Origin of the sequence: Mesorhizobium temperatum, assembly GCF_002284575.1 — a bacterium.
In the GTDB taxonomy this organism is placed as follows: Bacteria; Pseudomonadota; Alphaproteobacteria; order Rhizobiales; family Rhizobiaceae; genus Mesorhizobium; species Mesorhizobium temperatum.
Genome location: NZ_NPKJ01000042.1, coordinates 1 through 13089, shown reverse-complemented (window position 1 = coordinate 13089; position 13089 = coordinate 1). Strand labels below are relative to the sequence as shown.

General features: G+C 65.9%; 3 protein-coding genes. 1 reads left to right on the top strand and 2 read right to left on the bottom strand.

Annotated features, from left to right (window positions below; genetic code table 11):
• Positions 1-142: 142 nt before the first annotated feature.
• Positions 143-2233, bottom strand: coding sequence for a penicillin-binding protein 1C (pbpC, locus tag CIT26_RS13695; protein ID WP_095493086.1), 2091 nt, complete (start codon positions 2231-2233; stop codon positions 143-145).
• A gap of 294 nt (positions 2234-2527) precedes the next feature.
• Positions 2528-8008, bottom strand: coding sequence for an alpha-2-macroglobulin family protein (locus CIT26_RS13690; RefSeq protein ID WP_095493085.1), 5481 nt, complete (start codon positions 8006-8008; stop codon positions 2528-2530).
• Positions 8009-8286: 278 nt separating this feature from the next.
• Here CIT26_RS13690 and CIT26_RS13685 point away from each other — a divergent pair, with 278 nt between their 5' ends.
• The gene (locus CIT26_RS13685) at positions 8287-10215 is read left to right on the top strand and encodes an autotransporter assembly complex protein TamA (protein WP_095493084.1); all 1929 of its coding nucleotides are present in this window, start codon (positions 8287-8289) and stop codon (positions 10213-10215) included.
• Positions 10216-13089: the final 2874 nt, after the last annotated feature.

The following is a 13089-nucleotide window of genomic DNA, read 5'->3' as shown; positions in this document are numbered from 1 at the left end:
AATGGCCCGCGCGCATAATTGGCAGGACGATGGCGACCTTGCGGAAGACGCGCTTCGGCACACCCCCCTCTGGCCGGCAGGCCAGAGGGGGTGCCTCGGAACAGGCATGGGGTGAATATCCTGCTATCCCCTTTGGCGCGTTCTATTCAACGAACACTTTCACGCTGGCTGCGCGCCCGACCGCGTCGATCACGGTCAGGGTCGAATAGCCGGCGCCGTCCGGCTGCCAGGTCGCGGTGCGCCGCCGGTCGATGCCGACCAGTGGCTTGCCGTTGGCCAGCCAGCGGAACGGCGCGCGGCCGCCTTGCAGCTTCAACACCAGCGGCGTGGCGTCGGCGGCGGTGGTGCCGAGATCGACGCGGGCGCCGTCGGGCGGAAAGATGATCGTCGGCGCGGACTCGGTCGGCGTTGCCTGGACCAACCCGTCGGCGCCAGAGCCGAAGCGCGCCAATGTCACCGGCAGATCGTCGCGCCTGGGTCTGACGACGCCGGCCGGCTGGCTTGGCAGCGGCACGGCAGCCAGGCCGGAGCGGACAAAGCCCTCGAACAGGATCGGTGCGGCCGAGACATAGCCGGACAGGCCGGGCACCGCGCCGGCATCTGGACGGCCGACCCAGACGCCCAGCACGTAACGCCCGTCGAAACCGACCGACCAGGCATCGCGGTAGCCGTAGGATGTGCCGGTCTTGTAGGCGATACCACGCTTGGCGGCCCCCTCGGGCGGCTTGACGCCCGACAATATGTCGGTGATCTGCCAGTTCGCCTGATCGTCGAGGATGGTAGCGGTGGAGCGTTTGGCATTCGCCGGCTCGGTGCCGTCATGCAGCGTGTGTGCCTTGCCGCCATTGGCAAGCCCGGCATAGAGCTGGACGAGGTCGCGCAGCGTCACGCCGACGCCACCAAGGCCGATGGCGAGACCCGGCGCCTTGTTGACGGGCAGGATCGGCGTGACGCCGGCCTGCCGGAAGCGCGCGAGCAGCCGCGCCGGCCCGACCGCGTCGAGCACACTGATCGCCGGCACGTTGAGAGACAGTTGCAGCGCCTGCCGGATGCTGACGTCGCCCTGGTAACCCATGTCAAAATTCTTCGGCCGGTAGCCGGAAAAATCCGTCGGACTGTCGTCGATCAGCGTTTCCTGCGCGATCAGTCCCTGCTCGAAGGCGAGCCCGTAGATGAACGGTTTCAATGTCGAACCGGGCGAGCGGACGATCCTGGTCATGTCGATCCAGCCGGAGCGGCTGGCGTCGAAGAAATTGGCGGAGCCGACCTCGCCAAGGATGTCGCCGGTGCGGGCGTCGGCCAGCACCATGGCGACCGACAGGCGGGGGCCGAGCCTGGCGGCAGCATCCCTGGCCACCCGCTCCAGCCCTTCCTGGACGCTTTTGCGGATCGTCAGTTGCAACGACTGGCCGGGGACGGCCTTGGGCAGCACCGCATAAGCGGCATGGGCAGCGAGCGCCGGCAGCGTGCGGCGGATGGCGGAAACGTCGTCGAGCGCGGCACGTGCGGCCTCGCGTTCACTAAGCAGGCCTGATGAGACCATGCGCGTCAGCACCCGGTCGCGGGCGGCGTGAGCGATTGCGAGATTGCGGTCGGGCCGGCGCTTTTCCGGCAGTTGCGGCAGCGCGACGAGCAGGGCCGCCTCCGAGACGGTCAGCCGCTTCGGCTCCTTGCCGAAATAGGCCAGCGAGGCGGCGCGCACACCTTCGAGATTGCCGCCATAGGGGGCCAGCGTCAAATAGCGTTCGAGGATCTCGCGCTTGGTGAGCCGCCGCTCGATCTGTAGGGCGCGAAGCAGCTGCTTGACCTTCGAGCCGAGGCTGCGGCTGTCGCGCGGCTCGGTCAGCCGGGCGAGCTGCATCGACAGCGTCGAGCCGCCGGAGACGATACGGCCATTGGTCGCGAACTGGCCGGCGGCGCGGGCCAGCGCCAGCACGTCGACGCCGTCATGGTTCCAGAAACGCTTGTCCTCGTAAGTGACCAGCATGTCGACAAACTGTCTGTCGACCTGGTCGAGGCGGGTGGCGAGCCGCCAATAGCCGTCCGGGGTGGCGAAGGCCCGCAACAGCTGGCCGTCGCGGTCCTGCACTTCGGTCGATACCGTTAGCGCGACCGGCAGCGGCGGCGGAAAGGCGCGGTCGAGCTGCCAGAGGGTGGCGGCGGCGATTGCCGCAAGGCCGGCGAGGGAGGCACCTGTGACGGCTGCCCGGCGCAGGAATTTTCTGGAAAGCATGGCGCCGCCCTTCTTCCTTCTCCCCTTGTGGGAGAAGGTGGATTGGCGCGCAGCGCCAAGACGGTTGAGGGGTGCTGGCCAGAGCGCTATTGGTGCCAAGCTGGAACACCCCTCATCCGACCTCGCTGTCCTCGGGCTTGCCGGAGGCAAGACCCGTGGGCGAGGCCACCTTCTCCCACAAGGGGAGAAGGGAGAGCCGGCCGCGACCTCGGCTCCCTTTCTGCATCGCTGAAGATCGGCAAAATCCTTTGCGAAGGTGCCATCGCCATGTTCCTGTTCGCCACCGTCGGCGCCTTAGGGCGCCTTGACCTCCATCATGCCGGTCGCGGTGCGAGCCGAATATTGCGGCCGGTACATGTCCTCGACGGTTGCCGCCGGGTGGGCATAGGTGCCCGGCGTCACCGCACGCACGACATAGGCGAGCGTGATGTTGCGGTCGCCTTCGCCATCGTTCGGATTGAAAGCCGCGACGAAACGGTCGTCGCGGAATTCGAGATGGGCGGCGTCGGTCTGGGCCAGCCAGGAGAAGTTCGACAACTGGGCGCTGGAAACCAGGCCCGGATTGTCGATTTCGAATCCGGCCGGCAGCAGATCGGTGATCACCAGCCGCGACGGCCATTTGTTCTGCTCGTAGACCTTGAGCACGACAACATAACGTTCGTTCTGGGTCGCCTCCGTGACATTGGCTTCGGTGCCGTCGAGCTTGTAGTAGGTGCGGCCGATGGTGAAGCCGTTGCCGCTGGCCGGCAGAGGCTGGATCGGCGAGGCCACCGTGGTGACGACCGCCTGCAGCGGGTTGCTGCCGGTGTTGGCGACGGTCAGCGGGCTGTCGGCAATGTCGCTGCCGGCGATCTGGTCCGAATAGGCGCCGGCATGCGGCGCGCCATTGATAGTCAGCGCGATCGAATCGTTGCCGGCCTTCAGTGCGCGGGCCGCGAGCAGCATCCAGGACTCGTCCTGCGTGCTGGTCCATCTGACGGCGGCGCGTTCCTGCGTCACCAGCTTGATCAGCGCCGGCACGATCGTCGGCACCGGCTTCGATTCGGCGGCAAGCGCCAGCATCGCCGCGCCGTCACGCAGCGGCGAGCCATAATCGGACCTGTAGTCGTCGTATGCCGAGCTTGAACTGGCCAGTTGCAGGGCGGCCTGGAAGGTGGCTTCCGAGCGCTGCGTATCGCCATAGAGCGCTAGGCCCGCCGCCAATTGGGCGACAGCCATCGGGCTGGTAAAGGCTTCGATCTGGGTGTCGGCATAGTAGCGCAGATCGCCGATCGAGGCCTTCTTGTTGCGGGCCAGCACATAGAGCGCATAGGCGATCTCGCTGCCGCGATCCTTGACGTCCTGGTCGTAGCCGATCGCGTTTTGCAGATTGCTCAGCGCCTGGTTCATCGCCAGGGCCGGCACGTCGTATTTCTGCTCGCGCGTCCGGGTCAGGAAATCGGTGACATAGGCGTCGAGCCACAGGTCGCCGGAGCCCGGGCCCCACAGGCCGAAGCTGCCGGCCGAGGCCTGGTAGCTCAGCACCTTGTAGATGGCGTCCTGGATGCGGCCGTGCAGGTCGGCGTCGCTGGCCATGCCGACGCCCGACGCCATCTCGTTGACATAGAGAAGCGGCATGGCGCGGCTGGTGGTCTGCTCGGCGCAGCCATAGGGGTAGCGGTCGAGCGTCATCAGGAGCGACGGCACGTCGAAGGCCGCGGCCTGCGAAACGCCGACGCTGACCGAAGCGCCGTCGAGCAGGCTTGCCGCCAGCAGCTCCTTGTCGACGCGCAGCGACCCGCCGTTGCCCTTGAGGTCGACCACCATGCGGGTGGTCACCGGCAATTGCGCCGGCCGCACCGGAACATAGAGCGTCTGCTCGACAGCGGTGCCGTCGACATGGGCGAGTTTGATGGTGATCGAGGCGTTGCCCGGCGTCTCGGCGATCAGCGGCACGGTCAGCGTCTGCCGCTTGCCCTTGGCGAGCGTCAGCTTTTCGGGCAGGGTGGCACTGCCGGTCGAAAGATTGCCGGTGGTGTTTATCGACAGTGCATAGTCGCCCTCCGGACCGTCGGCGTCGGTGACATCGAGCCGCATGACGGCCGAATCGTCGGGCGCCAGGAAGCGCGGCAAGCCGGCGGTGATCACCACCGGATCGCGCACGATCACGTCGGACTGGGCATGGCCGACCCCGTCTTTGGTCCAGGCGACGGCCATGACGCGCACGGTGCCGTTGAACTGCGGGATGTCGAAGTCGATCCGCGCCTTGCCGTCGGCGTCGAGTTGGACCGGACCGGAGAAGAAGGCGACCAGCTTTTCGGTCGGCGGGCTGCCTTGCGATTGTATGTTGGCGCCGTCGCCGCCGGTGCGCAGCTTGCCTGACGTGCCCAGCGAGCCGTCGATCAGACGGCCGTAGAGGTCGCGTACTTCAAGGCCGAGCATGCGCTGCCCGAAGAACCAGGTTTCCGGATCCGGCATCTTGTAATTGGTCAGGTTGAGGATGCCGACGTCGACGGCCGCGACCATGACATAGGCGTTGGCGCCCGGCTGCACGCCGGCCACCGAGACCGGGATCGACAGCTGCTGGCGCGGCATGGTCTTGTCCGGCGGCGTCAAGGTGACGGCGAGCTTCTTGGAGCCCGGATCGACCTTCAGCCATTTGACGCCGATGGCGCGCGCCGGCATGCGCGTTTCCTGCGCATCGCCCGGCCTGAACAGCGTTGCCGTGACATAAGCGCCGGCGCCCCAGTCGTCGCCGATCGGGATGTCGATGGTGCTGCCGCCGGCCGGCACGCTGGCGGTGACGGTCTTCAAGAGCTTGTCGGCGCCGATAGTGACGAGCAGCTCGCCGGCAAAATGCGGCGACACTTTGAGCTTGGCCACTTCGCCCGCGGCGTAGTTGTCCTTGTCGAGGGCGATCTCGAGGCCATCAGGCGTTTCGGTGGTGGTGGAGCTGACATACCAGCCGGCGTCGAATTCGTAGCTGGTCGCCGGGCCTTCCGGGTCCGAGGTCTCGATCTCAAGCCGATAGCGGCCCCAGTCGACCGGCAGCGACACAGTGGCCTCGCCGTCGGCGGTCAGGTCGACTTGGCCGTTGGCCACCGACTTGGTGAAGGTGACCGGCTCATAGTTCCAGGAATTGTTGGAGCGGTACCATTGGTAATTGCGTTCAACCTTGACCAGCGACCATTGCGCGCCCTGCAGCGCCTCGCGCTTGCCGTCGGGGTCAACGGCAATCACGCCGAACTTCGCCGTGCCGCCTTGCGGCACCTCGTCGCCGTCAAAATCGGGGCGGATGCCGATCATGTGGCCCTGCGGCCGGATGCCGATGTTGAGCGAGCGCTCGACGGCGCGGCCGCCGGTCTCGCGCATCCTGACCGTAACCTTCGCATCGACCAGCTTGGTGGTCGAGGGCAACTGGTCGACGGAAACCGGGAAGGTCGCCTTGCCGTCCTCACCGACCACCGGCAGGCCGGTGAACGGCGTGACTGACGGTTCCGCTGACTGCTCGTCGGCGAGGCCGAAGGAATAGCCCTTGAAGCGGTCCCAGTCGCGGATGGTCGACAGCGTCAGTTCGCCTTCGAGCGCCAGCCCCGCGGCTGGCGCGCCATAAAGGAAGCGGCCGTCGACGGTGACGTTGGCAGTTTCGCCCTGCGCGATCTCCTGCTTGTCGGAGGACAGGTCGAACTCGATGCGATCCGGCACGAAATCCTCGACCAGGAACATCTGGCTGGCGACCGCCGCCTGCTTCGGGTCGGTGTGGATCGCTACCGTCCAGGTGCCGCGCATGGCGTTGGGTTCGAGCGGCAGGTCGACGGCATGGCCGCCAGCCGACACGCCATCGCTGACGATGCGGCGGTTCTCGACGCCGTCGGGACGGGTGAATATGAAGGTCAGCGGCAGGTTCTCGACCGCCTTGGCGGCGCCATCGCGGGCAAGTGCTGCGACATGGACGTCCTCGCCGGCGCGGTAGATGCCGCGTTCGGTCCAGGCATAGACGTCGAGCGCGCCCGGCGCCGGACGCCCGGTGACGCCACGATCGGAAAGATCGAAGCCGGCGCGGCCCATGTCGAGGAAGACGAAGTCGCTGTCACCCTGCTTGGCTGTCAGCACGGCTGGGACCATGCCGCCGTCGCCGCGCGTCAGTCCAGGGTTGAAGACGGCGCGGCCTTCCGCGTCCGTGGTTGCGGTGCCAAGGATTTCATTGTTCCTGGCCAGCAGCGTCAGTTCAGCACCTGATATCGGCTTGGCGGTTCCGAGCGAACGGGCAAAGACGTTCAGCCCATCCTGCCCGGTATAGGTCGACAGGCCGATATCGGAGACGACGAACCATTGTGTGGCGCGCGAATCATAGTCGTTGTCATTCTCATCGACCGGCTGCGCGGTCAGCACATAGACGCCGGGCTTGCGCTGCGGCAGCGCTTCGTCGACCGGGAAGGAGGTGGTGACTTCCTTGTTCAGGTCGTTGGCGATGCCGAGCCGGCCCTGCCACACCGGCTCGCCCATCTGATCGGAAATGTTGGAGATGTCGTAGCCGTCAAGCTGGCGCAGGAATTGGTAGCCGGACAGAAGCTGGGTCAGCGAGCGGTCGCCGATGCGGTAGAGCTTCATTTCGGCGGCGCTCATGTTGACGGTGACGACCGGAATGCCGCGGCGCGCGCCGGCAGGCAGCACGAAGCTGTCGCCGGTGAAACGGGCGGACGGGGCGCGGTCCTGCACGTAGATCGACAGCACCACGGGGGTGGTGATCACCTCGCCGATGGCGGCCGGCAGGCCGGGACGGAAGGTCACGTCGTAATGCTGGCCGTGCACGAGCCCCTCGACGCAGATCTGCTTGTCCTTGGCCTCGACGCCCTTGGGGGCGGCGTTGTCGACGGTGACGAATTGCGAGTAGTCGACACCGGTCTTGACCAGGTCCTCGGAAAACTGCGCACAGATGCGCGGCGCGCTGGTGTCGGCCTCGACCGTGTGATCGACGACGCGGAAGCCCTTGCGGGCTTTCAAATCTTCATAGTCGGCCTTGACCGCCGGAGAATTGACCAGCGCGAGGCTCGCTTCGTAAGCCTGCAGGGCGGGGCGGGAGAGGTCGCGTCGATCAAGCGCGGCGCCAAGCAGCGCCAGCACGTCGGCGCGCGTTTTGGTGGTGCGCAGCAATTTGTAGGCGTTGAAACCGGCGGAGGTGGCGTTTGCCGGCAGGGTCGATGCCTCCGCGCTGTTGGCGCTCGGCTGCACGGCGAGTGTTTCCTGCGCCAGTTCGAACCAGAGCTGGCCGTCGTCGGGCAATACCGAAACCAAAGCCTCGTATCTCTGCATGGCCGTGCGGTGGTCGCCGGTCAGCGACGCCTGTTCGGCCGCCTCCCTCAGCGCCGTCAGCCCTTCGGTTGGCTTGGTGTAGGCCGGGCCGGTGAGCCTGTTGCGGTATTGCTGGGCCTGGTCGGTCATCCAGGCGGGGAAGAAGGCGAGCTCCGGCGGCGCGCCGATATCGGGGTCGCCTTCGACATTGATGACCTTGCCGGCGACAGCGCCCTTGAACGGTTTCAGCGTGTTATAGTCGGATTTGAGAAAACACCATTTGGCCTTGGGGTTATAGGTAAAGGCGCGGCAGGCGGGATCGCCGAGACATGTCGCCTTGCACTGGTCGAGGCTGACATTCTGGTCGGATCTGAGATCGAAGCCGAAATAATCGGAATTGTCTGACGTCACCACCCGGCGCGCTTCGGCCGCTTGCGCGACACCGCTCCAGGTGAAAAAGAGAAGGAAAAGAATCGACAGACCACGAGCCGCGCGCATTGCCATAAACCCCTCCAGACACTGCTTTACGTTACGTCCGGACATGTTCAAGCTTCAGTCAGCCTTGTCAACACGAGGACGCGGCAGGTTCCGCCTGCCAACGGTTTCCTTTCCGGCCGATGACCGGTAGTACCTCCATAGGACAGGGATCACGCATTCTTGCGGCGACGCAGAAGGTGTGAATTCCAAGCCCTGTCCATTTCAGACAATTGGATTGTGGCTCCTTTACGAGCAATTCAGAACTTCATTCCAATTTTAGCTTTGGCAGCTAGTGTAGAGTTGTAATGTCGGCGTATGAAAGGCAGATGTCGGGAGGAACCGCGCCACGGCGTGTGCTTTCGCACGCCCTGCTTTTCGCCTTGCTGTGCTCGACTGCATCGGTTGCCGCGAGCGGAAATGCGGCCGCTTTCGAGATCTTCGGCATCAAGCTGTGGGGATCGTCAGAGGATGAAGACGCCGACATCGTCGATCCGCTGCGCTATGCGGTGACCATCGAGGCCCCCGACGCCGACGAGGACCTCGCCGAGAAGCTCGAAAACGCCTCGGCGCTGAAGGACGACGAAGAACGTCCAGTCTCTGGTTCGCTCGGCCTGCTGGCCAAGGCGCGTGGCGACCGCGACCAGCTTGTCGCCGCACTTTACGCGGACGCCCGCTACGAGGGCGTCGTCACCATCACCATCGAAGGCAAGCCGCTCGACGATTTGCCGCCCGACGCCGAATTTTCGGGTCCGCAGCCGATCCCGGTGGTGATCAACATTGCGACCGGGCCGAAATTCACGCTTGGCGACATCAGGCTGGAGGGCGATGCGGCGGGGCTGGCGGGCGCCGATTTCGGCCTGATCGCCGGCGGCGATGCCGGTTCCGGTGCCGTGCTCAAGGCCGAGGCGTCGATCGTGCGGGCGCTCAAAGAGGAAGGCAGGCCGCTGGCCAAGGTGACGGAGCGCGAGATCGTCGCCGACCACGCCACCTCGACGCTCGACGTAACGCTGACCGTGGCGGCCGGGCCGGTTGCCGGCTACGGCGACACCACGGTCGAGGGCACCGAAAAGGTCGACCGCGATTTCACCGAATATATGACCGGCCTGAAGCGCGGCCGCCAATATTCGCCTGAAGAGATCGACGAAGCGCGCGACCGTCTGCTCGGGCTGGAAGTCTTCAACAGCGTGACGCTGAAGGAGGCCGACGGTCTCGACGCCCACGGCAACATCCCGATCGGCGTCGAAGTGAGCGAGCGCAAGCCGCGCTATTTCGGCCTTGGCGGCACCTTCTCCAACACCGAGGGGCTCGGCCTCGAAGGCTATTGGGGCCACCGCAACCTGTTCGGCCGTGCCGAAAAGCTGCGCATCGAGGGCGCAATCAGCGGTATCGGCAGCAATGAGCTGACCGAGCTTAACTACAATGCCGGCATCATGTTCGAAAAGCCGGGCGTCGTCGGGCCGGCGTCGAAATTCTTCGCCGGCGTCAACACCGTATTAGAGCATCCCGACGCCTACGACCATTTCTCGGTCAAGGGCAACACCGGCCTGTCTTATGAACTCGACAGGCAGCAGACGGTTTCCGCGGAAGTCGCGCTCGACTATTCGAAGATCACCGACTCTTTCGGCAAGCACACCTATCTGATCGCCAGCGTTCCGCTGCGATATGTCTTCGACAATCGCGACAGCCGGCTGAACCCGACGACCGGATTCAGGGCGCTGGCCTATGCCGAGCCGAGCTACGACATTTTGAACGGCGCGGCCTTCGTCAAGCTGAGAGGGGAAGGATCGGCATATCAGTCGCTCGATGCGGCCTCGAAGTTCGTCTTGGCCGAACGCGTCGCCATCGGCTCGATCATCGGTGCCGGCCTTCAGGATGTTCCGGCCGACCGGCGCTTCTATTCCGGCGGCGGCGGCTCGGTGCGCGGTTATGCCTATCAGGGCATCGGTCCGAAGGACGCCGACGGAGAGCCGATCGGCGGGCTGTCCTTCTTCGAGACCTCGGTCGAGATGCGCATCGCCATCACCGACACGATCGGCGTCGTGCCGTTCGTCGATGCCGGCACGGTCTCGACCAAGCAGTTCCCGGATTTTTCCGACATTCAGGTCGGCGCCGGCGTCGGCCTGCGCTATATTACACCGTTCGGACCGCTGCGCATCGATGCGGCGGTGCCGCTCAACCGGGGTCCCGATGACCCGCATTTCGGCATCTATGCCGGCATCGGGCAGGCGTTCTGATGACAATGGTCAAGCGCATCCTCCGCATTGTCCTTTTCACGCTGCTCATCGTGGTGGCGGCGGTGGTCGGTGCGCTCGTCGTGCTGACCAAGACCGAGCGCGGCCGCGACAATCTCGCCGGCATCATCTCGACCATGGCGTCGACCGATGACCGGAAGGTCACAGTCAGCGGCATCGACGGCATCTGGTCCGGTGCGCTGACTGTCGATCATGTGGTGCTGGAGGATCGCCAGGGCGCCTGGCTGGTGGCGCGCAAGGTGGCCGTCGACTGGTCGCCGCTAGCGCTTTTGTCGAAAAACTTCAGCGCCGGCCGCATCGCCGCCGATCGCATCGAGCTGGCGCGGCTGCCGGTGGCCGGCACCCAGCCGAGCCAAGGTGGCGCAACCACCCTGCCGGTGTCGCTCGACATCAAGCAGATCGACCTGCCGGAAATCGCGGTCGGGCAGGCGCTGGCCGGCAGCGGTATCGCAGAGCTCGCGGCCAAGGGGGCGTTCAAGGCCGATGCGGCGCCGTTGGCGCTCGAAACCAGCCTCAACATCACCCGCCACGACGGCAAGCAAGGCAAGGTCGACGCCAACATCCATTTCGCGCCCGCCGACAACAAGCTCGACCTCGATCTGAAGGCATCGGAGCCGGCCGGCGGCATCATCGCCAATCTGCTCAATTTGCCGGATGCGCCGCCGGTCAACATCGTCGTCACCGGCACTGGACCGGTCGCCAACTGGAACGGCATCGGTACCTTCGTCGTCGACGGCCAGATCGTCACCCAGCTCACCGGCCGCCATCAGTTCACCGATAAGGGCAACTATGTCGAGGCCAAGGGCGACGGCGACTTCCAGCGCTTCATGCCCGACAATCTGAAGTCCTTATTTGCCGGCAAGACCAGCTTCGACCTCGCCGGAACCGCGATCGTGACCGGCGGCGTCGAGGTCGAGCGCGCCAGCATCGACAGCGATGCCGTGCATGGCACGGCCGCCGGCATCATCGACCCCAATGGCGCCAGCGACCTTTCGGTGGAGCTCGCCGCCAAGGGCCCACCGATCGTGCTGAGCCTCGGCACCGCGGCGCAGCCGGTGACCGTCGCGATCACCGGCGCCACGGCCCGCGCGTTCGGCGGCGGCAAGGCGCCGATAGTCGACATCGGCGCGTCGCTGGTCTCGGTGGTGGCGGGCGGCACGCGGGTGGACGATCTGTCGGCTGAAATCCATTCCGACGGCTTCGATATCCAGGACCGCAGCGGACCGGTCACCATCAAGCTTATAGCCGGCGGCCTGAACACCGACGTGGCGACGCTGGCGCCGCTGGTGACCGGCAGGGTGACCGCGGACCTCGCCGGCTCGGTCAGCAAGGACGAGATCGTCGTCGATCAAGGCACGCTGCGCAGCGATGCGCTCAATGCCTCGGTGACGTCCAGGGTGACGCTGGCCGATTTGGCGATGACGCTCAAGATGAATGCCGATGCCGTCTCGACTGCGCTGCCGCCGCAGATCCGCCCGGTTCTCGGCAAGCGCGTGACATTCTCGGCGACCGCGACCCGTGACCCGCAAGGTTCCTTTGCCGCCAATGCGCTGCAACTCACTTCAGGCTCGCTCAGCGCCAGCGGCACCGCCAGCGCGACGGGCACCGATATCCAGGCCGACATCAAGGGTACGCTCGGCGACGTTTCGGTGCTGTCGCCGATGGTTGGCGTACCGGTCGGCGGGGCCGTCGATTTCGCGCTGACGGCGAGCGGCGCGCGCACGGCGCCGGATTTCTCGGTCTCGGCCGACAGCGACAGCCTGACGGCGTCGGGCCGTACGGTCAAGACGATCAAGCTGGCTGCGACGGGCAAGGCCGACATCGCCAATCCCGCTGCCGATGTCTCACTGACCGGGTCCGTCGATGATCAGCCGCTCGATCTCAGGGCATCGTTGATCACGCGTGACGGAAAGCGTTCCCTCAGCGGGCTTAGCTTGTCGCTGGCCGACAACAAGGTCTCGGGTGATCTCGCTCTCGAAGACAGCCTGCTGCCGCTTGGCACGCTGGCACTCGAAGCGCTTGACATCGGCCCGCTGGCGGCGCTTGCCGGGCAGGCGGCGACGGGCGACGTGCAGGGCAGCATCCGCCTCTCGAGTGATGGTGGCGCGCCGACGGTCGCGATCGATCTGACGAGCGGGTCTATTTCGCGCGGCGATCTGGCGGCAAAGACCATCGCCGTCAAGGCGCTGGTTGCCAACTATCTCAAGGCACCGGCGATCTCCGGCACGATCAAGGCTGAAACGGTCACTTCGGGGGCCACCGTGATCAGCGGCATCGGTGTCGATTTGAAGCGTGACGGCGACTGGACAGGCTTTTCCGGCGGCGCCACCGTCGCCGGCATTCCGGCCACGGCCGAAGGCAGGGTGAAGATCGCGGACGGCACGACAAGCNAAGGCAGGGTGAAGATCGCGGACGGCACGACAAGCGTCGAGATCGCCTCGGGCGAAGCGACCATTCGCGGCATCAAGGCGGCGGTCGCGCAGCCGTCGACCCTGAGCATCGCCAATGGCACGGCCAGCATCGAAAAGCTGCTGCTCGATGTCGGCGGCGGATCGGTGACCGTGTCCGGCACCGCCGGCCAGACACTCGACCTCGCGGCAGAGTTTTCCGCACTGCCGGCCGCCCTTGCCAATGATTTTTCCCCCGGCCTCGACGCCGCGGGCACGCTCGGCGGAACAGCGCAAGTGACGGGACCGTCGGCAGCCCCCGACATTCGTTTCGAGGCGCAGCTCAGCGGCGCCGAGACCAGCCAGACCCGCCAGGCGGGGCTCGGCCCGCTCAACCTCGATGCGGCAGGCAGCTTCTCCTCCGCCGGCGGCGTCGCCATCGACCACGCGACGCTTGCCGGTGACAAAA